Genomic DNA, 24,719 nt, shown 5'->3' with positions numbered 1-24,719 from the left:
GTGTCGTAGGGCTTCATCTCTTCCACGCCGAAGCCCTTGTTGATGGCTTGCGAGGATTGCGGCTCGCTCTGCATCATGGCGTCGATGTTCTTGCCCAGCAAAGCCTGGTTCAGGTCGGCGAAGGCCAGGTAGACGATGGTCACGTCCTTGGCGGAGAGGCCGTTCTGGCCCAGTTCGGCGTCCAGCAGCACTTCATGGATGCCACCACGGGTGACACCGACCTTCTTGCCCTTGAGGTCCTTGACCGACTTGATGCCGGAATCCTTGCCCGCCACCAGGCGCGCACCACCCTTGGCGAAACCGGCCACCACGTAGATCGGCGCGCCATTGGCGCGGCCCGAGATGGCGGCCTCGGAGGCGGTCGTGCCCACATCGAGTTCACCGGCCAGGATGCCCTGCATCACGTCCGGGCCCTTGGGAAAGACCTTTTCATCGACCTTGATACCGCATTTGGGCGCGATCTCCTTGATATAGGAGACCGCACCATAGTGGGCGAACTTCAGGTTGCCCAGCCGGATCACGTCGTCAGCGGCATGGCTGGCGGCCGAGAAGCCGGCGCTTGCCAGCAGGACCAGGGCGATCAATTTCTTCTGCATTTCCACTCTCCTCTTGTGCTTGTTGTGCTTGGTTAGCGTTGCGGCGAGCCGGCGCCTGCCGGCTGTCTCACTGGCGTTTGGCCGCTGCCTGCGAGGCAGCTGGCCTTGATTATTATTTGCGCATGGAAATTCAGGGCCCATGTATACACAAAGAGTGGCCCTGCTACAAGCTGTTGATTTTACCTAGCATCCCCATCTGCTGCTGCGAGCCGGCGTGCAGACACCGGCGCGGCGGGGCTGATCGGTTAAAATGCAGGATTGCCCGCCGCCCCGGCACGCGACCCATGTCCCCCGGCGGCCATCCCACTCATTTGCAGACATCACCATGCTAGACAACCTGACCCAACGCCTCGCCAAAGTCGTCAAAACCATGCGCGGCGAGGCGCGCCTGACCGAATCGAACACCGCCGAGATGCTGCGCGAAGTGCGCCTGGCCCTGCTGGAGGCCGACGTGGCCTTGCCGGCCGTGCGCGAATTCATCGCCAAGGTAAAGGAAAAAGCCCTGGGCGAGGAAGTCATCGGCTCGCTCACGCCCGGCCAGGCGCTGGTGGGCGTGGTGCAGCGCGAGCTGGCCAGCCTCATGGGCGCCGACCTCGGCCCGGAAGCCTCGCAACTGAACTTCGCCACCCAGCCGCCGGCGATCATCCTGATGGCCGGCCTGCAGGGCGCCGGTAAAACCACCACCGTCGGCAAGCTGGCCAAGTACCTGCGCGAGAACAAGAAGAAGAAGGTCCTGACGGTCTCGGCCGACGTCTACCGCCCGGCCGCCATCGGCCAGCTGGAAACCGTGACCGGCCAGGCCGGCGCCGACTTCTTCCCCAGCCAGTCGACCGACAAGCCGGTCGACATCGCCCTGGCCGCGCTGGACTACGCCAAGAAGCACCACCACGAAGTACTGATCGTCGACACCGCCGGCCGCCTGGGCATCGACCAGGCCATGATGGATGAAATCCGCGCCGTGCACGCCGCCATCAAGCCCATCGAAACCCTGTTCGTGGTCGACGCCATGCTGGGCCAGGACGCCATCAACACCGCCAAGGCCTTCAGCGACGCCCTGCCGCTGACCGGCGTGGTGCTCACCAAGCTGGACGGCGACTCGCGCGGCGGTGCCGCACTGTCGGTGCGCCACATCACCGGCAAGCCCATCAAGTTCGCCGGCGTGGCCGAGAAGCTCGATGGCCTGGAAGCCTTCGATCCCGCCCGCATGGCCAACCGTATCCTGGGCATGGGCGACATCCTGGCCCTGGTCGAGGAAGCCCGCAAGGGCGTGGACATGGCGGCGGCCGAAGGCCTGGCCAACAAGATCAAGGGCGGCGGCAAGTTCGACCTCAATGACTTCAAGGCCCAGCTGTCGCAGATGAAGAAGATGGGCGGCCTCTCCGGCCTGCTGGACAAGCTGCCGGCGCAGATGCAGGCCGCCGCCGGCAACGCCAACATGGACCAGGCCGAGAAGCAGGTGCGTCGCATGGAAGGCATCATCAATTCCATGACCCCGCAGGAGCGCGCCAAGCCCGAACTGATCAAGGCCACCCGCAAGCGCCGCATCGCCGCCGGTGCCGGTGTGCAGGTGCAGGAAGTCAATCGCATGCTGTCGCAGTTCGAGCAGATGCAATCGATGATGAAGAAGCTCAAGGGCGGCGGCATGATGAAGATGATGCGCAGCATGAAGGGCATGATGCCGGGCGGCATGCGCTAAGCCGGCCACCCAGCAGTCCGGAAAGCCGCAACAGCACTGGCTTTCCGGGCCACGCCGTTTTCGACGGCATGGCGATCATCGCCTCCCCTCCGCCGTTCTCTCCCGCCGTTTTCTCCTGCTTTACCCCCCGCTTTCTAACTTTTCCACCACCCCGGCATCCCGCTTTTTCAGGGTCCCGGCCGGCGCATTTCACGCACCCCGGAACGGCTGCCGAAGCAGCCCATGCGATCCGCCGCGATCCCTTTACCGGCGCGGCTTGAGGCCGAATCGGGCTGGCTCGTTGTTTCCTGGCTCTTTCACATGGAAATCCACTAAAAAATACTTGCGTGCCTGTTCAAAGGGCACCACTATTAGCGGTGCGCAATTGACGTCAGGCACTGACGCAAACACCGACGCATTCAACTCATTCTTGTGAGGAGTCTTTCCGATGGCCACAGCAAAAAAAGCAGCAGCCGCAGTAAAGAAGCCAGCAGCAAAACCCGCCGCCAAGGCGGCTGCCAAGCCCGCAGCGAAAGCGGCAGCACCGAAGGCAGCAGCCAAACCAGCCGCCAAGCCTGCAGCAAAGGCAGCTCCGAAAGCCGCACCCAAGGCAGCCCCCAAGAAAGCCGCAGCAAAACCGGCCGCCAAGCCCGCCGCCAAGAAGCCCACGGTAAAACGTACTCCCAACGCCGCCTTCATGAAGCCGCTGACCCCGTCGGCAGCCCTGGGCGAAGTGGTCGGCGCCAAGCCGCTGCCGCGCACCGAGGTCACCAAGAAGGTGTGGGAATACATCAAGAAGCACAAGCTGCAGAACGCCGAGAACAAGCGCAACATCGATGCCGATGACAAGCTCAAGGCGATCTTCGGCGGCAAGAAGCAAGTCACGATGTTCGAAATGACCAAGCTGATCTCGGCCCACCTGAGCTGATTTCCGCCCGCGGTTTGCAAGCGACTTGCAAACAAAAACGCCCGCAGATGGTTTGCGGGCGTTTTTGTTTCCGGATGTTTCAACGGTGCGGCGATCAGGGCCGGGGACGCGCTGCGTTCCGGCTGCGTTCCGCTTGTCTGACGCCCTTTCCCTACCTTTTCTGATGGCCCCTCTGCCCAAAATCCCCCAGCATGGCTATCCCGCACGCTGTGTAGACGTCGGAAACATCCTGAAACGTCCACTATCGCACTTGCAGAACTGAACAATCAACGCCAGGTCTATCAAGATGCCATCCACTGATGAGCGAGCAAGCTCATTGCCAAGAGAAAGGAAATGACCATGCCAAATCCCACTCCATCCCTGCGTCACCAGCTGCTGCGCTCGGCCAGCGCACTGCTGATCGGCCTGGCCGCCTTGGGCGGCGCCGCGCACGTCTTCGCCGCCAGCAAGGGCGCAACCTCGGATTACCAGCAACAGGTCGCCGCCTGTAACAACGGCAGCTCCAACGAAGACAAGGCCACCTGCCTGCGTGAAGCCGGTGCCGCCAAGCAGGCTGCCGCCCGCGGCGGCCTGAGCAATCCCGATGCAGCCCAGCTGAAGGACAACGCCCTGCGCCGCTGCGAGGGCCTGCCGCAATCCGACCGCATCGACTGCGAAAAGCGCGTCAATGGCCATGGCCGCGTCGAAGGTAGCGTTGGCGAAGGCGGCATCCTGCGCGAAACCGTGACCATCGTTCCGGCACCCGCCAAGTAAATACACCGGTCAAATACACCGGTCGCGCCAAAAACAAAGGCGGACGCCCATGGCGCCCGCCTTTGTTATTTCCGGCTGTCCCTGAACCGGGTTCAAGCCGCCAGCTTGCCCTGAATGAAGGCCAAGGCCTCGGCCAGCGGCACCTGGGTCGCTTCGCTATCGCGACGGCCCTGGTACTCGATGTTGCCTTCCTTGAGGCCACGGTCACCCACGACGATGCGATGCGGCACGCCGATCAGTTCCCAGTCGGCGAACATCGCGCCCGGGCGCTCGCCACGGTCGTCCAGCACCACATCCACGCCGGCCTCGGTCAGTTGGGCGTAGAGCTTGTCGATCTCGGTCTTGACCGCTTCGCTGCGGTCATAGCCCATCGGGCAGAGCACCACTTCGAAGGGGGCGATCGAGGTCGGCCAGATGATGCCGCGGTCGTCGAAGTTCTGCTCGATGGCCGCGCCCAGGATACGGGTCACGCCGATACCGTAGCAGCCCATCACCAGCGGCTGCGGCTTGCCGGATTCGTCCAGGTAGGTCGCCTTCATGGCTTCGGAATAGGTGGTACCGAGCTGGAACACGTGGCCCACTTCGATGCCACGCTGGATCGCCAGGACACCACGGCCGTCCGGCGAGGCATCGCCTTCGACCACGTTGCGCAGGTCAGCCACCAGCGGCTCGGGCAGGTCGCGGCCCCAGTTGGCGCCGGTGTAGTGGAAGTCTGCCTCGTTGGCGCCGCAGACGAAGTCGGCCATGTTGGCCACAGTGCGGTCGGCCACCACCTTGACCGGCTTCTTGGTGCCGATCGGGCCCAGGTAGCCCGGGGGCGTGCCGAACCATTCGACGATCTCGGCTTCGTTGGCGAAGCGGTAGGTCGCCAGGCCGGGGATCTTGCTGGCCTTGACTTCATTGAGTTCGTGATCGCCGCGCAGCAGCAGCAGCCAGATTTCCTTCTTGGCCGGGTCGTCGTTGTCCACCGCCAGGACGATGGACTTGACGGTGCGTGCCAGCGGCAGGCCCAGCAGCTCGGCCACGGCCTCGCACTTGGACTTGCCCGGGGTCGCGGTCTTTTCCAGCGCCTGGGTGGCGGCGCCACGGCTGGCATCCACCGCCAGAGCTTCGGCCGCTTCCATGTTGGCCGCGTAGTCGGAGGTGGGGCAATAGACCAGCGCATCCTCGCCGGTGGCGGCGATGACGTGGAATTCGTGCGAACCGGAACCGCCAATGGCGCCGTTGTCGGCCGCCACGGCGCGGAACTCCAGGCCGAAGCGGGTGAAGATGCGCACGTAGGCGTCATACATGGCCTGGTAGGACTTCTTGAGGCCATCGATGTCGCGGTCGAAGGAATAGGCATCCTTCATGGTGAATTCGCGGCCACGCATGAGGCCGAAGCGCGGACGGCGCTCGTCGCGGAACTTGGTCTGGATGTGATAGAAGTTCACCGGCAGCTGCTTGTAGCTGCGCAGTTCGCTGCGGGCCACGTCGGTGACCACTTCCTCGGAGGTCGGTTGGATGGCGAAGTCGCGGCCATGGCGATCCTTCACACGCATCAGCTCGGCGCCCATCTTGTTCCAGCGGCCGGTTTCCTGCCACAGCTCGGCCGGCTGCACCACCGGCATCAACAGCTCGACGGCACCGGCGCGGTTCATTTCCTCGCGCACAATGGCTTCGACCTTGCGGATCACACGCAGTCCCATCGGCATGTAGGTATAGATGCCGGCCCCGAGGCGCTTGATCATCCCGGCGCGCATCATCAGCTTGTGGCTGACGATTTCAGCGTCCGAGGGTGCTTCTTTCAGGGTGGAAATAAAAAAACGTGAGGCGCGCATGACGGTCGGTTCTTTTTAAAAAGAGGAGGGTTATAATCATTCCAATTTTAAAGGATTAGCTGGCTGATGCGCCCTTTCTTTGCAGATTTGCTCCCGGTTTCAATAACATCCGCGCATCGATGTGATTGCTCCTGACGTGCCTGGCGCGCCGGCTTTTGCCTTGGCGCGCGCTGTTGCATGAGTGAGCCTGAGAGGGACGTCCAGCCGCAGAAAGTTTGAGGTACACCATGCTGGATCGAGAAGGCTTTCGCCCGAACGTCGGCATCATCCTGCTCAACGCCAATAACGAGGTGTGGTGGGGCAAGCGCGTGCGCGAGCATTCCTGGCAATTCCCGCAAGGCGGCATCAAGCACGGCGAGACCCCCGAACAGGCGATGTTCCGGGAACTGGAAGAAGAAATCGGCCTGCGTGCCGAACATGTGAAGATCGTCGGCCGCACCCGTGACTGGCTGCGCTACGAAGTCCCTGACCATTTCATCAAGCGCGAAGTGCGCGGCCATTATCGCGGCCAGAAACAGATCTGGTTCCTGCTGCGCATGGTCGGCCGCGACTGCGACGTCAACCTGCGCGGTACCTCGCACCCGGAATTCGATGCCTGGCGCTGGCATGACTATTGGGTCCCGCTGGATGTGGTGATCGAGTTCAAGCGCGAAGTCTACCAGCAGGCCCTGCAGGAGCTTTCCCGTTTCCTGAGCCGCCCCAGCCACGGCCCGCGCCGCGTCGACAATGCCGCTCGCCCCGCGTCCACGCCCAAGAAACCAGCCGCTCCGGCCCTGCCCTCCAATGCGGCGCCCGCGCCCGATACCAAGTGAGCCACATGCCTTCATCCTTGCAGCCTGAACAACACCGCTCCCTCCTGAACCTGTCCGGCCTGCGTCGCGTGGCGCTGGCCTGCTCGCTGCTGGCCGCCTGTGCCGGCGCCCTGGCGCAGAGCTTCGACGAAGACTTCGACGACGAAGCCAAGCCCTGGCAGGAACTGGCCGTGCAACTGCCACCTACACCCCAGGACCAGAACCTGGCCGAGTTCTACCTCAGCCCCAATGCCACCATGAAGGCCTACATCGATACCGCCTCGGTTTCCATCGGGGCTGACAAGGTGGTCCGCTACACGGTGGTGACCCGCACCGAGGGTGGGGCGGTCAACGTGATGTATGAAGGCATGCGCTGCGAGACCTGGGAAAAGAAAACCTACGCCTTCGGCCATCCCGATGGCAAATGGTCGCGTTCGCGTCGCGACAAGTGGCAGCCGATCCGCGATATCGGCGCCAATCGCATCGATGGCGCCCTGTTCCGCGACTATTTCTGCGATGGCAAGATGATTGCCGACAATGAAAACGTGAAGAGCATCGTCCAGCGCCTGAAGAGCCAGACCCGCATCGATCCGGTGCGTCGCTGATCGCAACCTGACCGGCGGGACCATGAAAAAACGCGGCCAGGCCGCGTTTTTTCATGGATATTTTTTATATCGTCTATATCGTTTGGCTCACAGCAACACCAGGTTGTCCCGGTGCACCAGTTCCGGCTCCTCGACGAAGCCTAGGATGGCCTGGATCTCGGAAGAGGGATGACGGATGATGCGCCGCGCATCCGAGCTGGTGTAGTTGCTCATGCCACGGGCGATGGCGCGGCCGGATTCGTCCTCGCAGGTGATGACATCACCGCGCCCGAACTCGCCCGACACCGCCACCACGCCGATGGGCAGGAGCGACTTGCCTTCCAGGCTCAGCTTCTGCACCGCGCCGGCATCGAGCACCACGCGACCGGCGGTCTTGAGGTGATCGGCCATCCACTGCTTGCGGGCGGTCAGTTGCGCCGTCTCGGCATTGAGTTGGGTACCGATGGTTTCGCCAGCGGCCAGGCGCGTCAACACCTGGTCTTCGCGGCCCCAGGCGATCACCGTGGTGGCGCCGGAGGTGGCGGCGCGCTTGGCGGCCAGGATCTTGGTCAGCATGCCGCCACGGCCGATGCCGGTACCGGTGCCACCGGCAATCAATTCCAGCGCAGGATCACCGGCACGCGCCTCGGCAATCAGGGTGGCGGTGGGGTCCTTGCGCGGATCGGCAGTGAACAGGCCAGGCTGGTCGGTCAAGATCACCAGGGCATCGGCTTCGATCAGGTTGGCCACCAGGGCGCCCAGGGTGTCGTTGTCGCCGAACTTGATTTCATCGGTGACGACCGTGTCGTTTTCATTGATGACCGGCACCACGCCCAGCTGCAGCAGGGCGAACAGCGTGGAGCGGGCATTGAGATAGCGTTCGCGGTCGGCCAGGTCGGCGTGGGTCAGCAGCACCTGGGCGGTGTGCAGATCATGCTTGCGGAAACTGGTTTCGTAGATCTGTGCCAGCCCCATCTGCCCCACGGCCGCGCAGGCCTGCAGGTGATGGATGCCGGTGGGACGCTTGTCGAAGCCCAGGCGCTGCATGCCCTCGGCGACGGCACCGGAGCTGACCAGCACCACTTCCTTGCCGAGCCCGCGCAACTGCGCGATCTGCTCGGCCCAACGGGCGATGGCGGTGGCGTCCAGGCCCTTGCCATCATTGGTGACCAGCGAGGAACCCACCTTGATGATGAGTCGCTTGGCGCTTTGAATGACCGATTGCATAGTGTTCCGAGTGCTGATTCTTCTGGAGACGGAAAATCCGACAAACGCAGATGATAGCCCGAACCGGCCCGCCGCGCAGCCCATGCAGGACTGCGCGTGCGCTGGATCAGTCGATGACCTTGAAGCGCGGATCGTCCGGATCGATGCTGGAGATGCCGCGGGCTTCCTCGGTCATCTGCGTCTCTTCGGCGCGATGCTCTTCGGCGCGCTTGGTTTCCAGGTAGCCGTAGATCTCATTGATCAGGTCTTCGCAGCCGTCACGGTTCAGTGCCGAGATCTCGAAGACCGGGCCCTTCCAGCCGAAGCGCTTGACGAAGTCCTTCACGCGCTTGGCGCGCTCGCCCTCGGGCACCACGTCCAGCTTGTTCAGGACCAGCCAGCGCGGCTTGTCGAACAGCGACTGGTCGTAGTTCTTGAGTTCCTTGACGATGGCCTTGGCTTCCTTGACCGGATCGACTTCCTCGTTGAAGGGTGCCAGGTCGACGATGTGCAGCAAAAGGCCGGTACGCTGCAGGTGGCGCAGGAACTGCACACCCAGGCCGGCACCATCGGCGGCACCTTCGATCAGGCCGGGAATGTCGGCAATGACGAAGCTTTTTTCATGGCTCACGCGCACCACACCCAGGTTGGGGTGCAGGGTGGTGAAGGGATAGTCGGCAATCTTGGGGCGGGCATTGGAGACCGCCGTGATGAAGGTCGACTTGCCCGCATTGGGCATGCCCAGCAGGCCCACGTCGGCCAGCACCTTCAGTTCCAGGCGCAGTTCGCGGCGCTCGCCTTCCTTGCCCTCGGTCTTCTGACGCGGGGCGCGGTTGGTCGAGGTCTTGAAGTGGATGTTGCCCCAGCCGCCCTCGCCGCCCTTGGCCAGCATCACGGTCTGTTCGTGGTGGGTCAGGTCGGCGATGTGTTCGCCGGTATTGATATCCACGATCAGGGTGCCCACCGGCATGCGCAGGAAGACGTCGTCGGCGCCCTTGCCGTAGCAGTCGGAACCACGACCGTTTTCACCACGGCCGGCGCGGTGCAGCTTGGCGTAGCGATAGTCGATCAGGGTGTTGACGTTACGGTCGGCCACGGCCCAGATGGTGCCGCCCTTGCCGCCGTCACCGCCGTCGGGACCGCCGAACGGGCGGAATTTCTCGCGGCAGAAACTGGCGACACCGTTGCCGCCATCGCCTGCCACGACTTCAATGCGTGCTTCGTCGATGAATTTCATGATATTGATGCCTCATGGGAGCCGCTAACAAAACGTCGATGCGTCGTCGATGCAGCGTGGCGATCACGCGACTGGCGTCGCTCAGGATCCCCATCTGACCACCCCGGCACTCCCTATCGGAGGCCTGGCTCGGCGCTTTGTTGACGGCTCTTCAAAAAACCAAAAAGGCTCCACCACCGGCAGAGCCTTTCTTGATGCCTGGTTTCCGGGCGAACCCGGATGAACCGGAACGCTTACGCCGTAACGACGGTAGCGTATTGACGCTGTTGCAGGCCCTTGACAACGAACTTGACCTTGCCGTCCTTCAGGGCGAACAGGGTGTGGTCCTTGCCGACGCCGACGTTTTCGCCAGCAGCAACTTTGTATTGTTTGCCGCCGGTTTTTATGACCGCGTACATGTGAAACCTCACGAATGATTGAATGAACAATTTCCCCTGCCGCGCCCGCAAAATGCCCTGGCGAAACAGGAAAACCCCAAATTATACATAGACTTAGCTCCTCGGTCAAAAGGGAAGTCGGTTTGGCGGGCCTGGGCGCAACACAGTTTCCGCCGGGACAATTCCCCGCCGGATTGCCAGTCAGGCAAGTCCTTGATATCCCTGCAAAGACCGATCCCCACCAAAACCCTCTGCATGGTCTTTGGCGTGGCCCTGCCTTGTCATCGTATAATCCGGGGAATAACCATTTCCCACAGGTTCCGCCTTGTCTGCCGCCGTACAAAACGCTTCGCAACACACCATCATGCAACCGATCGTCGCCGACATGGAGGCGGTCAACGCCGTTATCCGCCGGCAACTCTATTCGGAAGTGCCGCTGGTCAACCAGGTTTCCGAGTACATCATCAGCGCCGGCGGCAAGCGCCTGCGCCCGGTGCTGGTAGTGCTCATCGCCAACGCCTTCGGCTATCAGGGCGTGCGCCATCACGAACTGGCGGCGGTGATCGAATTCATCCACACCGCTACCCTGCTGCATGATGACGTGGTGGACGAATCCTCGCTGCGTCGCGGCAAGGAGACGGCCAATGCCATGTTCGGCAATGCCGCCTCGGTGCTGGTGGGCGACTTCCTGTATTCGCGTGCCTTCCAGATGATGGTGGCCGTGGGCAACCCTCGCGTGATGGAAATCGTGGCTGACGCCACCAACGTCATCGCCGAGGGCGAGGTGTTGCAGCTGCTCAACATGCACAATCCGGATGTGGATGAAAACGGCTACCTGCAGGTGATCCGCTCCAAGACCGCCAAGCTGTTCGAGGCCGCCAGCCAGATCGGCGCGCTCATTGCCGGCGCCGATGAGGCCGGCATCGAAGCCGCTGGTGAATATGGCCGCTCCATCGGTACCGCCTTCCAGCTCATCGACGACGTGCTGGACTACTCCGGCAACAGCGCCGAGATCGGCAAGAACGTCGGCGACGACCTGCGCGAAGGCAAGCCCACCCTGCCCCTGATCTGGCTGATGCAGCACGGCACGCTGCAGCAGCGCGAGCTGGTACGCACCTGTATCGAGAATGGCGACGAGCAGCATTTCGACGAAGTGCTGTCGGCCATCACCCACTCCGGCGCCCTGGCCTACACCCGCGAGCAAGCAGAAATTGCAGCCCGACGCGCGGCCGATGCAATTATTTCACTCCCGGATAGCCAATTCAAAAAATCCCTGTTAGAATTATGCGCTTTCGCAGTAGATCGAAATCACTGAATTAGATCTCACTCGACGGGGTGTAGCTTAGCCTGGTAGAGCGCTACGTTCGGGACGTAGAGGCCGGAGGTTCGAATCCTCTCACCCCGACCATTAAGCCCAGCAGCCATGCGGGTTTCCATAAGATGGTCTGTTTTCCCAGTACTACAGTGTTCGCTGTAGTACATCTGTTAGGTTAGGTCTGTGGATTTCCTTTGATTTCCACGACCAAACTTACCGCAATGCCCCCCCAAAAAAAATCCAAAACAGAATTTGCGTAGCCGCATTGGCGCACGTAGACTACGGGTCTGGTGCTTGCTTGTAAGCATCTGAACTTATAAAAATAATAAAATGACCCGTATCACAACAGCAGCCCAAGCTGCGTCTAGCAGTTCGATTTCGACACCGACCAAGGCGTCACGTACCGTACCAATCCCCGGATCCCTGCACAACGTACCAGGCTATCCCGAGAAACTCAAAATCTATCGGATCGCCGCCAGCAAGTTCTGGCAGATCCGCTTGTACGACGAACACGCAAAGAAGACCATCAAACGCAGCTCGCAGTCAGAACACAAAAGCGAAGCCTTCAAGGCTGCGAAGGCGTTGTATGAACAAGTCGTTTTCCAGCGCCTGAGCGGGGCAAGCACATCGCCTAAGAGCCGGTTCGATGTATGCGCCAGGGCAATGATGGAGCTTCAGCAATCGCGGGTAACGCGCAAAGGGATTTCCAAGGCTGCTCATAAGAACGACCAGTACTTTCTCGACGCCACTATACTTCCGCGCTTCCGCACCATGGACGTTGCAGACGTGACATTCGATGAACTTGAGAAATTCGTGGCGAAGCTCGGCGAAACCTTGTCGGGATCATCCATCCAGCGGTATCTGGGTCTGGTACGTAAGGTCCTGGAATATGCGCACAATCGGCACTTGTTGAAAACAATGCCGTTATTCCCTAAGGTGCAAAAACAGGATCAACCTCGTGGCTGGTTCCGACCATCCGAGTACGACGCGCTTCTTGCCCGGGCAAAGCAACTCGTTGGTCAAGTCGTCGAATTACAACCCGCGGCCAACGAAGTGCAGAAGAAAAAACAGGAGATTCGACGCGTAACGATCACCAACGACTTGCCCAACATGATCGCGTTCATGGTTAACGGCTTCATCCGCCCCACTGACTTGAAGAACATGTGCCACAAACACATCGAGATCATGCGCGGCGATCATACGTTCTTGCGACTGACGCTGCCAGAAAGCAAGAAGCACGACAAGCCAATCGTAACCCTCGAAAAAGCCGTCGCCATTTACGAAGGAATCCAGACTGAGAATGCGAAAAGCGAACTTGCCGAACCAGACGACTATGTGTTCATGCCGACCTATACCAATCGTGGAACGGCACTACGCAAGCTCCAGCAACAATTCAACTATCTGCTGCAAGACCTGAACTTCAAGAAAGGCGCGCTCGAAGAAGACCGTACGATTTACAGCCTCCGTCACACTTGCATCATGTTCCGATTGCTCGACGGGGATAACATCGACCTGTTGACTCTCGCACGAAACGCTCGCACTTCCGTCGAAATGATCGAACGTTTCTACGCCAGCCAGTTGTCCGGAGAAATGAACATCGACGCCCTGCAATCGAATCGTACGAAAAAGACGTTCAGGCTTGCGCAAGACAATGATCCCCAAAAGCGACTGACGCTTCAAAACGGGCAGATCGCACTTGCCGCAGCACAAAACACGTAACGGCAAAAGACCACGCATGGCGGGCTTTTGAAAGCCCGCCGATTTAATAGACAGCCGGTCAGATACCGTACACAATGACCACATCAACACAGAACAACCTGTGCTGTAACACAAAAATAAGAATAATAAAAAATGAAAAACAACAATCTTCAACGCGGGCATCAGCACCTGCTTAACCGCTACACCAATTTCGCGTCACACATGCTGACGCTTACCATGAAGGACGACATCTCAGTCCACGCCGCAAGGTCTGCGGTGCGCTACTTCATTACGAAACTGAACTGGGAAATGCATGGCAACCGCAGTCGTGCTGCGCGTACGAAATCCAAGTGCAGGATCATTGCCATTCCCGTGATCGAAGGCCAGAACGGAAATAAGCGGATTCACGCGCATTTGATTATCGGAAACGTTCCGAGCGAGCGTAACGAAAACTTTGGAAAGACCATTCAGGGCATTTGGAACTCGACTAAGGGCAGCATGCCTCGCGTCGACTTGACCCCATTGCATGACACTGATGGCACCTCTTTCTATCTGGCAAAAGAAGTTGGATACATCAACAATGATGCAATTGCGTGGGATCTGTCTAGCGTTCCGAGTGTCTTGCACACGACGCCCAAGAAGCAGACCGTTGCCGAAGCTCGTCGCATTCTGGCCGCACAGAGTAATAAGTAATACCGCAGTACCAAGCCCTCCCTCCGAAGCTGAGCATAATGCCAAGTCGGACGGAGGCAAGACAATCCGATCTTATCTCCGAGACGTCCACCCAGGACTGCCTCAATGGTCTTGTATTGCCTAACGCATCTCACAAATAAAACATCAAACACATAGGCACGAGCATGCTCACTCCCGCGAGAAACACCACGTCAATGCAAGGCACAACACATCGAAAACAATTACATCGAGTATCAACCGTCGGGAAGGCATTAGGCACTATCTGATAGTTTCAACGGCTGCCCGTCTCGAAGACCAATGAGATTATCTGGCTCAGATACAAACCAAGCATAAGAACCCCACGCGAGCTCTGACACGCTCTTTCTGAATGGCGCTCCAGCGCGATCAAGATAAGCCGTCAAAAACGCCAGATGCTTTTCATCAAAGCCGGCATCGATAGCAACCTCAGTGAGCAAGGCCTTTCTCTCTCGATTGATAGGGCCGTCAGACGCAACGACCTCTGTAAAGACGACGAGCATTTCGTTACCTCCGATGTCAACACCGAGATCGATCAAGATGATATCTGGTAACGCCTTCGAAGCATCGATCTTTAGCTTTAACGCTGCCGCAAGCCGTTCATCTCGTGCCACAACTTTATTGCCCGATTCAGAAAGCCACAATACTGCTGGTTGCTTGAGAAAGCGTGGCGCGAATTGCTCTATGACCGCCTTGGCGATGACGCTAGATGGCCCAGCCGCAAGTGTCCTCGTTTCACCGTTAGGGAAGGTAACGGAGATGGCTGATTGAGCTGCGACTCCCGCCCCCTGTTTAACCAGATGTTGCCGCGCCAGCGCGGCCTTCGATAAGTGCGACGCCCGCCAAGCCACAATGGCATCGTCGAGCGCTGTACCATTCAAAGCAGGACTAAACAACGTAGCGAAATCCTGATCTAAAGCGTACTTAGGCTTGGATGATGTAGTTGGAATACCCTCCAGCTCGACAACAGCACGGCAAATGACGAACCCAGATCGAAGTGTCTCGTCGCGAACTGGCTCACGGGTCGTGTCCGCATACCAACGAGTCCCATATGGACGATACCCCGGTTTGATGGATAGTCGGAACCACTCATCACGAGCGGCATCATCGATGTTAGCTGCCTGTTCATGCGTCATGAAATAAACATGACTTGGCCGAATCCAACGATTCTTGCCTGCGATAGCATCTGCATACAGCATCACGTAGACCGTGCGCGCAGCCATTTCACGGATGACATAGTTCCGGTTTTCAGTTCCCTCAGGGAAGATTTCAGGTAGACGCTCGGCGATCAGGGTAATACTGGGGATAGCAGAGAAAGACACGTTTAAGATATTCCGTAAAAAGTCGCAATTTGTCGTTCAATCATTGCTTTTGTCGCACCCGATTGAATCGAACGCTCTATTTCAGCGAACTGCTGAACAGACGGCAGAGGCAAAGCGTTCAACTCATACGCTGAGACCGCGACGCTACCACTGATACAACGGAATGCCCGATCAGCAGCTTCGGAATTCAACAGCATTGCCAGCGCCTCCAAGGAAACTTTCGACGCTGCCCCCAACGGAGAATGTACCATGTTGAGGTGATTTTCAATCACCACCCCGCCAAACTGGTCGAGGAACGTCTGTGGCAGTATTGCCGCCATTAGACGACGATTCTGCTCCTTCGAAGTTGTGCGTTGGACGAGTATCGTTTCATGACGCGTAACCAAATGCGGCTGGTTGGTTTCGACATTAATGTAAGGAACGTGATTACGGCGGTCAGCGCTGAAAGAGAATCCGCCTAATGTTACAGACTCAGCCCAAATCAAAGGTAACGATTCAGCCTCTGCTACATTCCGCAACTGATTCTTATGACGATTCCAGACTAATTGGCCAGTAATTACGACATAGCCAATGTCCACAAGTCTAGTGGGCATCTGAGCGATGGCGTTAAGGAACACCGCGTCGTTTGACGAGCGCGGTAACAGCCAAGGGTTCCCATCCTTATTGACGTGCACAGCTCCAACTCTCTCAATAGTTGCGGCGTTCAAACCTTGTGGGACGAGCATCGATACCGTGGTCGGCACGGCACTGGCATTCTTGATGTAAGTGGTGAGCAATGTCTCTTGCAACACGTCGTCAAACACACCATCCCGATCTGCCACAAAATCGACGGCAAAGGGTGTTGTTTCCAGGGTCAACAATTGACGGAGTGCTTTGAAATACTGCCCTCCCAAAAACGATGTGGGCGTGAGGTAGGCCACAATACCAGCCGGCTTGACCAAACGTAGCGCTAAGTCGGTAAACAGGCCATATAGATTGGCGTGCCCATAAAGCGATCGCTCATAATGCTTACGCATAGATTCCTCCAGCGAAATCCGGCCGTAAGGGGGATTTCCGATGACTAAATCGAACCTACCGTGATCCCGTGGACGTAATGCGTCCCCCACCGTCACCAGGTCAGGCATACGGCGCTTTGCCGCTACACACAGCGGTAGCACTGCTGCCTCCAGCAACACAGTCGTCATCCAAGCAGCGAAACGATCTATCTCCAACCCCTTGAGACGTTTCCCCAGACGTCGCAATGTCCACTCTGGAGAGGCTCCACCATCGTGAGCCACCATTCTGAGTGCAAGCGGAGCGAGGAATGCCCCGCCACCGCAAGCTGGGTCAATCGCGGTCCCGCGAGCAAGATCAAATCCGGCGGACTCAATCTGATCTAGCAACCGCGCGACCAAAGGAGGGGGCGTGTAGTATGCCCCCATCTTTGAGCGTAGCGACGAGGGGAGCATTACGGTATATATTGATCCGATTAAGTAGCCAGCATCCTCCACGGGAAACCCGGCAACGAGGCGCCCAATATCGTCCGCAAGTCTATGTGCGTCTACGGCCAAGGAAGGAAGTGACAGTGAGATAGGTTTGATCCTCAGTGTTGCGCTGTTCTGCTCGCACAAAACACCCCAAAATGCCTTGACAATAACGGCACAAAAAGCCCGAGCATGACTCAGACGCGTCTTCTCCGACTTTTTAGATTCCGCATATCCCCGTGCCATTGCCTTGCATGCGTGATATCGGGTAAGAGGATCAGCAGAGGGATCAATACCTTCGATGTAGACATGCTGGCTGGTGATTTCCGTCATACTTTATCCTTCAATTCATTCCATTCGCGGACGACCCGTACTATTTCGGCGTCATCCATCAAATTCAGTAAATTCAGTAACGCTTTCATCGCCAACGGAGCGTTTGTGCCGCGTTGATATTCCAAATAAGTTCGGTATCCCACTCCAATACGATTTGCCATATCGATTTGCGTAATTCGCTTTTTCTCTCTGGCTTCGACCAGGTGATGCGCGCCGCTAATAAGCTCTTTTAGTTCCATCATTTGCTCATGAGACGTTATCTGGACGCGGATTAACGCACGCCCCACCGTATCGGTCAATATTAATATCGATCAAATACATAAAAATGCATTTGATTATCAAATTGATAATCTTATTCCGCCGTTACTACCACTTTTTTAAGATTGCCCCTGCTCGACGGTGGCCGTTTCGAGGCTCCATTACCCCCGAGAAAGGCTGGATACATCTTTGGGCAATGCACCTAAACTGAACGGATATCAGAGCAATTCCACTGCGGCCCTTTGCAATTCATCGTTTACGTCAATGTACGCCTGAGTGGTGCAAATGTTGCGATGGCCAGCAAGAGCCATTAGCACGCGTACACCGACGCCTTTCGCAGCAAGGTTTGTGATGAAGCTTCGCCGTCCAGAATGGCTGCTCGCCCCTTCGACGCCAACGTGCTTATAGAGATGGTGAAAGTGCTGACAGAGGGTATTCGCCGTAAACCCTGCGCGCTTCTGCGTATAGAACAGCGGCTTTTCTGGCAATGGTCTAAATAGCGTTGCGATGTACACCGCCAGCTCCTTACGAATTCGGGTCCCTAGGAAGACCGTGCGCGCATGGCTTCCTTTTGTCTGCTCTGGCAGCAACCGGACTTCTGACTTAACAGAACCATCCGAGGACAGAACATCGCCAACGCGTAATGCTGCAACTTCGCCTACTCGCATACCAGACCAGTGCGTAAGCAACAGCATGGCACGATTGCGCGCAGCATGTTTGCGCAGGGAGATGTAAAGAAGGACTTTCTTCAGCTCTTTTTCCGTAAGCGTTTTTGCCTGCGACATAGATCCTCTGCAATCAAAGAAAACGTGCATCTGACGATGTATTCTTTTCTTAAGAAGATCAACATATAACCTGATCGCACAGAGGCTCAGAAGAATCAAGCACTTACATGTAAAGCAAAGATTTCTGCTATTTTCTTTGGTTCATATTTCCGATGGCTGGAAAAAGAAAAAGATACATCTGGGGGATTTCATGACCGCACATAAGCTGCACATTGCAGGGAAAGCAGTTCATTTACATGGATGCCTAATAGCACCCAATTTCCGAACACAACGAGTTCTTTGCTCTGACCCTTGGGACTTTGTCGCTCTTTGGCTAAAGCGACATCATAAGAAGGACGCACTTTTTTATTGGGACCAGTCGCGTCATTTTTATAACGCGTCTATCACACTACCCGCATTATCAGCTCCTTTAACTTCCTACTATTGCTTTCTCAACGCAACGAAAGCATTGCTATCGTCTGTTGGGCAAACATTCACCGAAAATCACGGCGTAGGTGGGCGCTCAAATCCTGGCCCAAAATCTCTTTCACACGAAATCGTAGACTTCCAGGGTGGTGGGATATTACCGTCTCTTTGTAAGTATCTTGTTGAGCCAGACAATGCTGGAAAGAACTTCACATTAAAAGACCTTTTATGGCAAATGCCCTTCATTCATAGGGCCTATTGTTTGACCTATCAGGGAACAACAGAATTGTTCATACCGCTCACCTCTCACTCTTTCATGCGTCGAGATGGTTCGAAGGAAGCTTGGTTTCAAGCAGAGGTTGACCGTCGATACATAAATGCTCATACACAGAAGGTTATACAGCCAGGCTTCGAAATATTTGAAACGGCCGAGAAATACCTAATCCGCCGCAAGCGACGCTTCCGATGGTCTGGTAGAGATGTCGAGAACAGCATCGAAGAATTTAAGCGGTACCACAAAACGATTCGGCGGAGAATCATGCCAATTTTCTCATCAGAAAATCGTTGGTACTTGAAAAAGTCGGTCGCAGGACATGATGAACTATCAAACTCGCAACTCGTTCTCATGTACGCAGTAATGCACCGTCTGAGTGAGTTAAGTCGCTACGATCCAATTGCGTTAGCCGGTCATTTCAATGTTAACCATAATTGGTTATTAACCGAATTTATTCGGGCTGCACCTAACCAGTTTATCTATGGAATGGCTTCAGAGATTACAGGATCTGAATTCATCAGACCTGATGCGTTCTGAATTTCTTCGTTTAGTTCTAGACTGAAAGATTCGATAGTTGGCTGACTTCTATTAAAGCGGTCTAGCCGCTTTATTTTTCTCGCTGCGAGGGGCGCTTAGACCAGCAACGCAGGTGCAGGCGGAATCACGGTATTTTCCCAATCAATAACGTCTGCATTCATACGACCAATTTCCTTTCCGATGTAAGAAAACCAATTGGTGCTAATTATGGGTGAGACATGAATCTCGTCATATCCAAACGGTGTTTTTGACCAGGCATCTCTCACTGCCACATTAATTTCATCAACACTCATTTTTTTGGGCAAGCCGCCAATGGCGCAGTGATAGTGCAATCGCTTATCTTGTCCATGCCCTTCCAACACGGGAATGATCGAGATCGAACGACCATATCGTTTCGCAGCTTTCCCAAACATCGATATATTGAAGCGCTTCACGAAATAACGTAGGGTCTGCTTTGCCTCGAAATGACTTAATGGCTCTACGACCTGGCCATGGTCATTCCGCAACCGTCGATAAGATTTGAGTGTGAGCGTTACTGCGTAGTTAAAGGCATCTTTATGATGAACCATCCATTCGATGCAAGCTTGCCGTATTCGTTTTTGATCTTCAGTCATGTCGGTATTTATTACCGCCATACAGCCCGGTAGTTCCGACATCCGAGATGCAGTCAGAAATCTGTTGATTCCATTTAAAGGCGAATACATCCTCTCCTACATCAACTTTACATAGGAGAACGAGATGGGCGAGCTGGCAAATCTGAAACTGGTGACAACGCAGCGTCCGAGTGGCATGCCACCACTTATGCAACGCCGCAACCGGTTGATCGCGAAAATCTGGGAACAACTCCAGCTCGCGAAAGCGCAGCAAGACGGCAGAGTTTTTTCCCCAACGGTTCTTCGCACAATCAAGAATAAAGAGACAGGTGCACGCAGCACTGTTGAATCGAGCAAGCGCATTCGTCCTTGGTGGTGGACAGCAGAGAACGGTAAGATTTGCATTACGGTGAAGTATGGTGCTAAAGCTATCGAACTTGCCAAAGGCAAGAATACCGTCGAGGTGGCATCCTTGACGGAACTTGTTCCCGCTCTCGAAACACTGAAAGCAGCGGTGTCTGCCGGCGAGCTTGACTCGCAATTGGAAGTAGTCAGCAAATCGTTAAGTACGGGCTTCAAACAGACTAGCTAAATCGACCACCACTCATGTAAAGATGCCTCTCGATATTCAGAGAGGCATTTTCCTTTCCGCGTCATCACCTATGCACGACTAAATATGCGAAGGAGGCGCAAATGCGATACAGAGAACTAGTTGAGCAACCAGATGCACAGCAGCTGCAAGTAAAAGCCCAGAAAGACCAAGCCAAACAGCAGCTTAAGAACGCACGTCGAGCAAGCGAGCTAGCAAAGGCAGCCGATTTGCGACTGAAACAACAGCAAACGCAAAAGACTCTAGCCAAGATCAATAAGCAAGCATAGAAAAAGTACAGTGCTTTTTCCTTGCAGGCTTTGATGATTCTGATTTTCGGCAACAATATCCGCACCTAGTGAATTCGCCACTCCTGTCATGAAACGGTCATCATCCTGAAAGAGTTTAAAACTATAGTAGGCGAGACAGCTATTGCCCATTAGGTGGAGTGAACGCATGCCGGGAACACGCCAGAACAGTACTGCTGAGCCCTCGTTAGCATCCGAGATTCCGGTTGCACAGTATGTCCGCATGTCTACCGAGCACCAAAAATACTCCACAGAAAATCAAGCTTTAGTCATCGCCAAGTATGCTAGTTCGCACGGCATGACAATCGTTAAAACCTATGAGGATTCTGGCAAGAGTGGCTTGAATCTCAGGGGCCGCAAAGGCTTGCAGGCCCTGCTCCACGATGTCGAGCAGGACATTCCTAGCTTCAAGGCCATTTTGGTCTATGACATTAGCCGGTGGGGCCGCTTCCCCGACCCCGATGAAGCTGCCACATACGTCTATGCGTGCAAACGACGAAACATAAAAATAATCTATTGCGCGGAGCCATTCGATAACGACGGGTCGATATCTTCAACGGTTCTCATCGGCCTAAAGAGAAGCATGGCCGCTGAATACAGCCGAGAACTTGGAGTAAAAGTCTTCAATGGCGCGTGCAACCTTGTCCAACGAGGATGGCGTCAAGGCGGCACCCCAGGATTTGGACTACGCCGACAGCTCGTTGATGAACAGCAGAATTCGAAGGGGTTGCTCTCGCGAGGACAAAAAAAAAGCATCCAAACGGATCGCGTCATTCTCGTGCCAGGTCCAGAAGAAGAAGTTGCCACAGTCAACCGCATCTACCGATTGTTTCTAGAAGAAGGGATGCCTGAACTTGTAATAGCGTCCAAGCTAAACCAGGAAGGCCTGAAGAACGATGCAGGAAGACCTTGGAGCAAAGGTGCCATTCACCAAATCCTCACCAACGAAAAATACATTGGCAACAATGTCTATAACCGCTCTTCTTTCAAGCTAAAAATTCAGCATGTAAGGAATCCACCCGAGCAATGGATTCGCAAAGATGGCGCTTTCGAAGCCATTGTTCCTGTAGCGATGTTTGTGGAAGTCCAGTCTGTTATCGCGAATCGATCTCAGCACCTAAATGACGCTGCAATGCTGGACTTACTTCGAAGAACATTGACTCGCTACGGAGTGCTGTCGGGAATGTTGATTGACGAAGACGACGAAGCCCCCTCCACTTCTGCATATCGAACGCGCTTTGGAAGCCTATTGCGAGCTTACAGCCTTATTGGGTACACGCCGCGCAGAGACTACACCTATTTGGAAATCAATCGTGCTTTACGTCAACGTCATCCGCAACTTATAGCTGAGATAACTGCGGGGATCCAATTGGCAGGTGGATGGACTTCTCACAATGGCTTAAACGACTTAATAACGGTCAACAACGAACTCTCTGTGTCGCTCGTTATCGCAAGGTGCAAAACGAGCACAGCAGGTTCGCATCGCTGGCTAATTCGGTTTGATGCTGGGCTTCACCCAGATATAACGATCGTGGTTCGTATGGACTCATCAAATACGCAAGCCCATGATTACTACGTTTTCCCCGCATTGGATTTTTCGTCGGAAAACTTGCCGGTTCTGGCAGATAACGAATTTTCATTGGACTTTTACCGCACCGAGTCATTGGCGAATTTCTATCAGTTAGCGGGGCGGACCAACTTCCGAGAGGTCGCATGAACACATCTCCCCCACGAGTCGAAATGATACCTATCGCTGATATTAATATAGCGAATCCGCGCGTGCGCAACCAAAAAATTCACAAGGCGATTACTGAGAATATTGAACGGATTGGGCTAAAACGACCAATCACAGTGCGACGCGTTCCTCCGACAGCTGGAGCATTACCTTATGCCCTCATTTGCGGCCAGGGTCGTCTAGAGTCTTGCAAAATGTTGGGCCAAACAGAAATCGCTGCACTAATTCTGGACGTAGATGAACAAACCGGACATGTCATGAGCATTGTGGAAAACATCGCTCGACGTACGCCAAGAGCTGCTGAAACAATGGAGCAAGTTAGGGTACTGAAGCAGCGCGGATACAGTGATCATGAAGTGGCAACGAAGCTGGGATGTACTACCTCTTGGGTAAACAATGTAGCCAATCTTCTCGAACGAGGAGAAAAGCGCCTTCTAGCCGCCGCTGAGTCGGGCCACATTCCATTGCATCTCGCCGTCAGCATTTCTCGTGCTAATGATAGCGAAACACAGCAACTGCTTTTAAGCGCATATGACAGCGGAGAACTTAAAGGTCACAAAGTTACTGTTGTACGCAGAATTTTGGAGCAAAGAGCTCGTAGTGGAAAGAAAGGAAATAATGGCTTCGCAAAGGCAGCAAATCGAAAGCCCATGACTCCAGAAGAGCTCACAAAGCTATACAAGCGGGAAGTTGAAATGCATCGCCGAATTCAAAAGAAATCTGAGTACGTCCAACATTCTCTCGTAGTGGCACGTCAGATTTTTAAGGATTTATTTACGAATAGAGAATTTGCGTCCTTGCTTGAATCAGAAAAGCTGATAAGCATTCCTCAGCCCTTAGCTGATCTTCTGCCTCGCAAGGGTACTACACGATGACGAACTCTCATCCCAAGTCAGTTCGTTTAGGCTTCGAACGTGAATGCGTCAAGATACCGCTGGAAAATTTATCTTTTCCGATTCCGTTACCGACGGGAATAAAGGAATCAGTTGTATATCTGCAAATTCAAAGCTCAGTTAAGACCATAGGCTTGGTAGAGCCAATTGTTGTTACGAATAACCCAAGTCAGGCCGGGGAATTCATCATTTTGGATGGTCGCTTACGCGTAGAGGCTCTCCGGGATCTTGGACTACAACACGCATTGTGCTTACTAGCCACTGACGACGAAGGCTATACGTACAACAAGCAGGTAAATCGTCTATCAGTTGTTCAAGCACACCGAATGATTGTTCTCGCTGCCGAACGTGGAGCATCTATTCAGCAATTAGCCGATGCATTAGCTATTTCACCGAACTCGATTCGCGAGCGATTTCGATTACTTGATGGTATTTGTAGCGAAGCCATTACGCTGTTAGCGGATAAGCCAGCAACGTCTGGAATGTTCCGAGTTCTGAAGCAAATGACCCCATTTCGACAAATCGATGTAGCTCAAGCCATGATTAATCTCGGAAACTATTCACTGAAGCTCGCAACAGCAATGCTTCAAAATACTCCGCCTGATCAGCTTGTAAGGAAGGCTAGTTCTAGTAAAAAAACTGCTCCCCCAACTGATGCTCTCCGCCGTTTAGAGCGAGAATTATCCGCGATGCAAGCGGATACCAAATTGCTTGAAGAGGGCTACGGCCCGGCTAGCTTACAACTCGAGATCGTCAAAACGTATATCGGATCAACGCTGTTGGAAAATGCAGCCGTGGTGCGATGGCTAGCCAAGAATCAGCCAGAATATTTTCAACAGCTACAACGTCTCTCTGACATAAAGAAAATTCAAGCCGAATGACATAGCGTTTTCCCCTCACCATCATTCATACTCACAGTTACATCTCCAGAGCCAGGCCTCCTATCCCTTCGCTACCGCGCTTCAAGGCATTCTAGCCATGCCGCAATTACGCTAACCAACGCACCTATCGCTGTAGCTGAAAAGGCCCACAGCACCGGCTCAACTATCTTCATGACGAGGGATTCATCTCCCATATTGAACCATCTGAATAAGCCAACCACTACGCCAAACAAGATACTCAGCAACAAATAGGGTGTGACAACCTTTACCCACGTTTCTTTGAAGCCGTAAGCTGCAATATGGTGTTCGATCGCAGCCATCTTCTCCGCGTCACGAATCAATTTCAACTGTTTCTCTTCCTGCTTCCGTTCCATCTGCATGCGTTCATTGACGCGAATTCTCTCGTCCTCCCGAATCCGCTGTTCACGTTCTAAACCGCTCATAATTTCTCCTTTAAATAATGCTTAGACATATTCAGGACAACATCAGAATCTGAGATGGCTACTGCGACTAACGGTAATCGCCTGCCAGAGAACTAAATTCCTCAAGATTTCTTTTGAGCTGTTGATTTGCTCGCAGATTTGACCCTCTCCATTTGACCCACCTTCCATTGCCTGCTGAAGGCAGCCACCCGGTCATACGACCCCTCATATCC

24 protein-coding genes and 1 tRNA gene are annotated in these 24,719 nt (G+C 55.2%); 14 read left to right on the top strand and 11 right to left on the bottom strand.

What is annotated here, in order from left to right; all coding sequences use genetic code 11:
- Window positions 1-596 (bottom strand): ABC transporter substrate-binding protein (locus tag ACIPHN_RS08710; RefSeq protein WP_400435264.1); only part of this gene is annotated, 596 nt, incomplete at its 3' end.
- A gap of 325 nt (window positions 597-921) precedes the next feature.
- Between ACIPHN_RS08710 and ffh the strand changes: the two genes are divergently transcribed.
- The 3 genes from ffh (at window position 922) to ACIPHN_RS08695 (ending at window position 3,952) form a co-directional block, all read left to right on the top strand.
- A complete protein-coding gene (ffh, locus tag ACIPHN_RS08705; RefSeq protein WP_198983616.1) occupies window positions 922-2,292 on the top strand; it encodes a signal recognition particle protein in 1,371 nt (456 codons plus the stop codon).
- Between the two features lie 427 nt (window positions 2,293-2,719).
- On the top strand, window positions 2,720-3,199 hold the full coding sequence (locus ACIPHN_RS08700; protein WP_400435263.1) for an SWIB/MDM2 domain-containing protein: 480 nt from the start codon (window positions 2,720-2,722) through the stop codon (window positions 3,197-3,199).
- 339 nt (window positions 3,200-3,538) lie between these two features.
- Window positions 3,539-3,952: a hypothetical protein gene (locus ACIPHN_RS08695; RefSeq protein ID WP_400435261.1), complete on the top strand. Its 414-nt coding sequence runs from the start codon at window positions 3,539-3,541 to the stop codon at window positions 3,950-3,952.
- Between the two features lie 92 nt (window positions 3,953-4,044).
- Here the strand turns inward: ACIPHN_RS08695 and ACIPHN_RS08690 are convergent, their stop codons facing one another.
- Entirely contained in the window at window positions 4,045-5,772 is a 1,728-nt protein-coding gene (locus ACIPHN_RS08690) for a proline--tRNA ligase (protein ID WP_400435259.1), read from the bottom strand.
- Window positions 5,773-5,999: 227 nt separating this feature from the next.
- Here ACIPHN_RS08690 and ACIPHN_RS08685 point away from each other — a divergent pair, with 227 nt between their 5' ends.
- Window positions 6,000-6,584 (top strand): RNA pyrophosphohydrolase, encoded by a 585-nt coding sequence (locus ACIPHN_RS08685; protein ID WP_400435257.1) that lies wholly within the window; start codon window positions 6,000-6,002, stop codon window positions 6,582-6,584.
- A 5-nt stretch (window positions 6,585-6,589) separates the two neighbouring features.
- Entirely contained in the window at window positions 6,590-7,168 is a 579-nt protein-coding gene (locus ACIPHN_RS08680; protein ID WP_400435255.1) for a CNP1-like family protein, read from the top strand.
- 87 nt (window positions 7,169-7,255) lie between these two features.
- Here ACIPHN_RS08680 and proB read toward each other — a convergent pair whose 3' ends face one another.
- From proB to ACIPHN_RS08665, 3 genes are all read right to left on the bottom strand, one after another.
- Window positions 7,256-8,374 (bottom strand): glutamate 5-kinase, encoded by a 1,119-nt coding sequence (gene proB / locus ACIPHN_RS08675; protein WP_400435253.1) that lies wholly within the window; start codon window positions 8,372-8,374, stop codon window positions 7,256-7,258.
- A 106-nt stretch (window positions 8,375-8,480) separates the two neighbouring features.
- Complete coding sequence (gene cgtA / locus ACIPHN_RS08670; RefSeq protein ID WP_400435251.1) at window positions 8,481-9,590, bottom strand: Obg family GTPase CgtA; 1,110 nt, start codon at window positions 9,588-9,590, stop codon at window positions 8,481-8,483.
- A gap of 233 nt (window positions 9,591-9,823) precedes the next feature.
- A complete protein-coding gene (locus ACIPHN_RS08665) occupies window positions 9,824-9,988 on the bottom strand; it encodes a 50S ribosomal protein L27 (protein ID WP_400435249.1) in 165 nt (54 codons plus the stop codon).
- Between the two features lie 343 nt (window positions 9,989-10,331).
- Between ACIPHN_RS08665 and ispB the strand changes: the two genes are divergently transcribed.
- The 4 genes from ispB to ACIPHN_RS08645 all read left to right on the top strand — a co-directional run bounded on the left by ispB (window position 10,332) and on the right by ACIPHN_RS08645 (window position 13,673).
- Window positions 10,332-11,282, top strand: coding sequence for an octaprenyl diphosphate synthase (gene ispB, locus ACIPHN_RS08660; RefSeq protein WP_400435247.1), 951 nt, complete (start codon window positions 10,332-10,334; stop codon window positions 11,280-11,282).
- Between the two features lie 16 nt (window positions 11,283-11,298).
- Window positions 11,299-11,375 (top strand) — tRNA-Pro (locus tag ACIPHN_RS08655).
- Between the two features lie 237 nt (window positions 11,376-11,612).
- The gene (locus ACIPHN_RS08650) at window positions 11,613-13,001 is read left to right on the top strand and encodes a hypothetical protein (protein ID WP_400435246.1); all 1,389 of its coding nucleotides are present in this window, start codon (window positions 11,613-11,615) and stop codon (window positions 12,999-13,001) included.
- 132 nt (window positions 13,002-13,133) lie between these two features.
- Window positions 13,134-13,673: a hypothetical protein gene (locus ACIPHN_RS08645; RefSeq protein ID WP_400435244.1), complete on the top strand. Its 540-nt coding sequence runs from the start codon at window positions 13,134-13,136 to the stop codon at window positions 13,671-13,673.
- A gap of 251 nt (window positions 13,674-13,924) precedes the next feature.
- Here ACIPHN_RS08645 and ACIPHN_RS08640 read toward each other — a convergent pair whose 3' ends face one another.
- The 4 genes from ACIPHN_RS08640 to ACIPHN_RS08625 form a co-directional block, all read right to left on the bottom strand.
- Window positions 13,925-15,010 carry a BsuBI/PstI family type II restriction endonuclease gene (locus ACIPHN_RS08640; RefSeq protein ID WP_400435242.1) on the bottom strand — a complete coding sequence of 362 codons (1,086 nt, stop codon included), beginning with the start codon at window positions 15,008-15,010 and terminating at the stop codon, window positions 13,925-13,927.
- Window positions 15,011-15,012: 2 nt separating this feature from the next.
- Window positions 15,013-16,806, bottom strand: a complete 1,794-nt coding sequence (locus ACIPHN_RS08635; RefSeq protein WP_400435240.1) for a class I SAM-dependent DNA methyltransferase — start codon at window positions 16,804-16,806, stop codon at window positions 15,013-15,015.
- A complete protein-coding gene (locus tag ACIPHN_RS08630) occupies window positions 16,803-17,105 on the bottom strand; it encodes a helix-turn-helix domain-containing protein (protein ID WP_400435238.1) in 303 nt (100 codons plus the stop codon). The genes ACIPHN_RS08635 and ACIPHN_RS08630 overlap by 4 nt, the downstream gene beginning before the upstream one ends.
- A 177-nt stretch (window positions 17,106-17,282) precedes the next feature.
- Complete coding sequence (locus ACIPHN_RS08625) at window positions 17,283-17,849, bottom strand: tyrosine-type recombinase/integrase (protein ID WP_400435236.1); 567 nt, start codon at window positions 17,847-17,849, stop codon at window positions 17,283-17,285.
- Window positions 17,850-18,039: 190 nt separating this feature from the next.
- Between ACIPHN_RS08625 and ACIPHN_RS08620 the strand changes: the two genes are divergently transcribed.
- A complete protein-coding gene (locus ACIPHN_RS08620) occupies window positions 18,040-19,065 on the top strand; it encodes a YaaC family protein (protein WP_400435234.1) in 1,026 nt (341 codons plus the stop codon).
- 95 nt (window positions 19,066-19,160) lie between these two features.
- Here the strand turns inward: ACIPHN_RS08620 and ACIPHN_RS08615 are convergent, their stop codons facing one another.
- Entirely contained in the window at window positions 19,161-19,679 is a 519-nt protein-coding gene (locus ACIPHN_RS08615) for a hypothetical protein (RefSeq protein ID WP_400435232.1), read from the bottom strand.
- A 124-nt stretch (window positions 19,680-19,803) separates the two neighbouring features.
- On the opposite strand from ACIPHN_RS08615, the gene ACIPHN_RS08610 reads away from it, so the two are divergent.
- The 4 genes from ACIPHN_RS08610 to ACIPHN_RS08595 all read left to right on the top strand — a co-directional run bounded on the left by ACIPHN_RS08610 (window position 19,804) and on the right by ACIPHN_RS08595 (window position 24,064).
- A complete protein-coding gene (locus tag ACIPHN_RS08610) occupies window positions 19,804-20,250 on the top strand; it encodes a DUF6641 family protein (RefSeq protein WP_400435230.1) in 447 nt (148 codons plus the stop codon).
- A 453-nt stretch (window positions 20,251-20,703) separates the two neighbouring features.
- Window positions 20,704-22,272, top strand: a complete 1,569-nt coding sequence (locus ACIPHN_RS08605; RefSeq protein WP_400435228.1) for a recombinase family protein — start codon at window positions 20,704-20,706, stop codon at window positions 22,270-22,272.
- A complete protein-coding gene (locus ACIPHN_RS08600) occupies window positions 22,269-23,165 on the top strand; it encodes a plasmid partitioning protein RepB C-terminal domain-containing protein (RefSeq protein WP_400435226.1) in 897 nt (298 codons plus the stop codon). Before ACIPHN_RS08605 ends, ACIPHN_RS08600 begins: the two co-directional genes overlap by 4 nt.
- The gene (locus ACIPHN_RS08595) at window positions 23,162-24,064 is read left to right on the top strand and encodes a plasmid partitioning protein RepB C-terminal domain-containing protein (RefSeq protein WP_400435224.1); all 903 of its coding nucleotides are present in this window, start codon (window positions 23,162-23,164) and stop codon (window positions 24,062-24,064) included. Before ACIPHN_RS08600 ends, ACIPHN_RS08595 begins: the two co-directional genes overlap by 4 nt.
- A 71-nt stretch (window positions 24,065-24,135) precedes the next feature.
- Here ACIPHN_RS08595 and ACIPHN_RS08590 read toward each other — a convergent pair whose 3' ends face one another.
- Window positions 24,136-24,507, bottom strand: coding sequence for a hypothetical protein (locus ACIPHN_RS08590; protein ID WP_400435222.1), 372 nt, complete (start codon window positions 24,505-24,507; stop codon window positions 24,136-24,138).
- Window positions 24,508-24,719: the final 212 nt, after the last annotated feature.

It is taken from the genome of Herbaspirillum sp. NPDC087042, from assembly GCF_044745245.1.
Classification (GTDB): Bacteria; Pseudomonadota; Gammaproteobacteria; order Burkholderiales; family Burkholderiaceae_D; genus Herbaspirillum.
The sequence above is the reverse complement of the archived record's forward strand: the minus strand, read 5'-3'. Positions and strand labels throughout refer to the sequence as shown.

Coding starts and splice junctions, on each gene's coding strand:
- ACIPHN_RS08700 (WP_400435263.1), top strand. CDS start 2,720: ATGGCCACAGCAAAAAAAGCAGCAGCCGCAGTAAAGAAGCCAGCAGCA.
- ACIPHN_RS08635 (WP_400435240.1), bottom strand. CDS start 16,806: ATGACGGAAATCACCAGCCAGCATGTCTACATCGAAGGTATTGATCCC.
- ffh (WP_198983616.1), top strand. CDS start 922: ATGCTAGACAACCTGACCCAACGCCTCGCCAAAGTCGTCAAAACCATG.
- cgtA (WP_400435251.1), bottom strand. CDS start 9,590: ATGAAATTCATCGACGAAGCACGCATTGAAGTCGTGGCAGGCGATGGC.
- ACIPHN_RS08690 (WP_400435259.1), bottom strand. CDS start 5,772: ATGCGCGCCTCACGTTTTTTTATTTCCACCCTGAAAGAAGCACCCTCG.
- ACIPHN_RS08620 (WP_400435234.1), top strand. CDS start 18,040: ATGACCGCACATAAGCTGCACATTGCAGGGAAAGCAGTTCATTTACAT.
- ACIPHN_RS08590 (WP_400435222.1), bottom strand. CDS start 24,507: ATGAGCGGTTTAGAACGTGAACAGCGGATTCGGGAGGACGAGAGAATT.
- ACIPHN_RS08695 (WP_400435261.1), top strand. CDS start 3,539: ATGCCAAATCCCACTCCATCCCTGCGTCACCAGCTGCTGCGCTCGGCC.
- ACIPHN_RS08665 (WP_400435249.1), bottom strand. CDS start 9,988: ATGTACGCGGTCATAAAAACCGGCGGCAAACAATACAAAGTTGCTGCT.
- ACIPHN_RS08600 (WP_400435226.1), top strand. CDS start 22,269: ATGAACACATCTCCCCCACGAGTCGAAATGATACCTATCGCTGATATT.
- ACIPHN_RS08685 (WP_400435257.1), top strand. CDS start 6,000: ATGCTGGATCGAGAAGGCTTTCGCCCGAACGTCGGCATCATCCTGCTC.
- ACIPHN_RS08625 (WP_400435236.1), bottom strand. CDS start 17,849: ATGTCGCAGGCAAAAACGCTTACGGAAAAAGAGCTGAAGAAAGTCCTT.
- proB (WP_400435253.1), bottom strand. CDS start 8,374: ATGCAATCGGTCATTCAAAGCGCCAAGCGACTCATCATCAAGGTGGGT.
- ispB (WP_400435247.1), top strand. CDS start 10,332: ATGCAACCGATCGTCGCCGACATGGAGGCGGTCAACGCCGTTATCCGC.
- ACIPHN_RS08605 (WP_400435228.1), top strand. CDS start 20,704: ATGCCGGGAACACGCCAGAACAGTACTGCTGAGCCCTCGTTAGCATCC.
- ACIPHN_RS08615 (WP_400435232.1), bottom strand. CDS start 19,679: ATGACTGAAGATCAAAAACGAATACGGCAAGCTTGCATCGAATGGATG.
- ACIPHN_RS08680 (WP_400435255.1), top strand. CDS start 6,590: ATGCCTTCATCCTTGCAGCCTGAACAACACCGCTCCCTCCTGAACCTG.
- ACIPHN_RS08645 (WP_400435244.1), top strand. CDS start 13,134: ATGAAAAACAACAATCTTCAACGCGGGCATCAGCACCTGCTTAACCGC.
- ACIPHN_RS08595 (WP_400435224.1), top strand. CDS start 23,162: ATGACGAACTCTCATCCCAAGTCAGTTCGTTTAGGCTTCGAACGTGAA.
- ACIPHN_RS08650 (WP_400435246.1), top strand. CDS start 11,613: ATGACCCGTATCACAACAGCAGCCCAAGCTGCGTCTAGCAGTTCGATT.
- ACIPHN_RS08610 (WP_400435230.1), top strand. CDS start 19,804: ATGGGCGAGCTGGCAAATCTGAAACTGGTGACAACGCAGCGTCCGAGT.